The organism is Candidatus Kurthia intestinigallinarum, assembly GCF_003991225.1.
Taxonomy (GTDB): Bacteria; Bacillota; Bacilli; order Bacillales_A; family Planococcaceae; genus Kurthia; species Kurthia populi.
Window position 1 is genome coordinate 1 of sequence record NZ_JTFC01000199.1, and the last position, 1,996, is coordinate 1,996.

A 1,996-nucleotide genomic window follows, 5' to 3' on the forward strand; every position below is an offset into this window, starting at 1 on the left:
TTCTTTTGATGAAAGTCCACTTGTTTCAATTAAGAATTTTGCACGTTCGTAATCTTCATCGCTTACTTTAAAACCAAATGTTTTATCTGCCATTTGAATTCCTCCAAGTTAACTAAAAGTTATTGATATATTAAAGGTTAACTGGTTAACCTTATTAAATTAGTAATTCTCTAAATTATTCTATTTACCTCTTTATTTCTGAATTTTAGACATTTCTATGTTTCTAGTTTTTCTAGTAGTTCGTAAACAGTATAGTGAGGTGGCTCATTACTGTTAGAATAGCGTATTATACGATATTTTAAATTCTCGGTCTTATAGACAGAGGTGGTTTCATTTAAGTAATATTCCAAAATTAAAGGTTGACTCTCGGTAATTGTTTTTAATGAAGCAGAATCGATTAGTTCATTGTCATAGATTAATTTGTAATCTACAGAATTGCTACGATTGAATAATGGCAATAAGATTACAAGACAAATTATAAAATCAACAACTGAAAATATAAGTGCTTGTATTAAAAATTCAGTTGTCAGAATCGCAACTTCTTTTGTTTTTAAATGGCCTACTGCGAGGGCAGTTAAAATCGCGTATGTAAATAGTATGGTCAAATGTATTTTATATTGTTCATTTAGGTTAAATAATTTTGGCCGTGGTGTAAAAATCGCAATATGTTTTGTACACCATTTCCAAAGGGAAATAATTTTGCTCACTAAATAGATTGTGAATATTAGATAGATAACTGAATAAATAATAATAAATCCAGTGAATTTGTAGCCGAGAAAAGCAAAATAATAAGCTGAACCAATAAATAGCGGGATGATATAAAGAAATGTTCCGATTAACTGTTTAACATAAATGATAGAGCTTTTATTACGAGGGACTAATTTACGATCAAAGGACGTATAATTATTTACACTGAAAAGCGTAAATAAAGCAGGCACAATAATCCCTAAGACTGCTAAAATTGCAATCAGTTCATTTTCTAAAAAGGATAAAATATAAATCAAACCTTTCGATTTATTTCTCCCTATATTTTACAATGACGAAAGAGGATTGACTAATAAAATATGTGAAGTCTTTTCCTTCTCTCGACCTTAAAAAATAATGCTTGTTTAAGGTTGATGATGGTATAATAAATAGAGCGTATGTTTGTATAATTTCAACTTGTAGGGGGAGAGAAATGAGCTCGTTAAAGATTAAAGAAACTAGTTTATTTGAAAAGCTTTTCGGGATGGAAACAGGTTATGTATTAAATTTTAGCGACAGGACCTTTCAGAATTTTATTTTAGAATCAACGGGTATTGATATTTTTGATGGACAATATAATGCTCCATTATCGAAAGCGAAGAGATTGCGACTGTTTTGGCAAAAAGAAGATGACTACATTACTCATAAATTATTATCAGATATGTTAGCTTATTGGTTTGAGAATAAGCAAGCGTATGGTCAAGAGTTTAGTGATGAAGAGTTACTTTTACACGAAAAATGTAAAAAGGCGTTAGATATTTTACAAGGGACTAATTTAGTTGAAGATCTTAATTCAATTATAAGTGTAGATGTTTTAAATTATCAATCTATTCAAATTTTATCTGCTGAAATCAAAGAAAAATTACTAGGTGGTCAGCCAGAATTAGCTTTAGATAGATTACATACTTTTAGTGTTAGATACTTTAGAGCATTGTGTCAAAAACATAGAATTGCTTATGAACAGAAGGACGCATTACATACATTGTTTTCTAAATATCAAAAGTATTTAGAAGCCTCTGGTCGGGTTCAATCAAACATGACTCTTCAAATTATTAAGGCGAACATGAATGTATTAAATAACTTTAATCATGTTAGAAATACGGAAAGTTATGCTCATGACAATGTAATTTTAAATAAGAATGAGAGTAAATTGATTTGCAATCATGTCATCTCACTTTTGAAATTTGTTGATGAAATTGAAATGGATGCAGAGTATGCTTTTTAGGTCTCTACACAACTGGTAGGAAAAGAG

2 protein-coding genes are annotated in these 1,996 nt (G+C 29.6%); one reads left to right on the forward strand and one right to left on the reverse strand.

Going from position 1 to position 1,996, the window contains the following annotated elements; translation table 11 throughout:
- Positions 1 to 215: 215 nt before the first annotated feature.
- Positions 216 to 938, reverse strand: coding sequence for a hypothetical protein (locus tag QI30_RS19775; protein WP_126992138.1), 723 nt, complete (start codon positions 936 to 938; stop codon positions 216 to 218).
- A gap of 239 nt (positions 939 to 1,177) precedes the next feature.
- Here QI30_RS19775 and QI30_RS19780 point away from each other — a divergent pair, with 239 nt between their 5' ends.
- Positions 1,178 to 1,969 carry an abortive infection family protein gene (locus QI30_RS19780; protein WP_126992141.1) on the forward strand — a complete coding sequence of 264 codons (792 nt, stop codon included), beginning with the start codon at positions 1,178 to 1,180 and terminating at the stop codon, positions 1,967 to 1,969.
- The last annotated feature ends 27 nt before the right edge of the window (positions 1,970 to 1,996 follow it).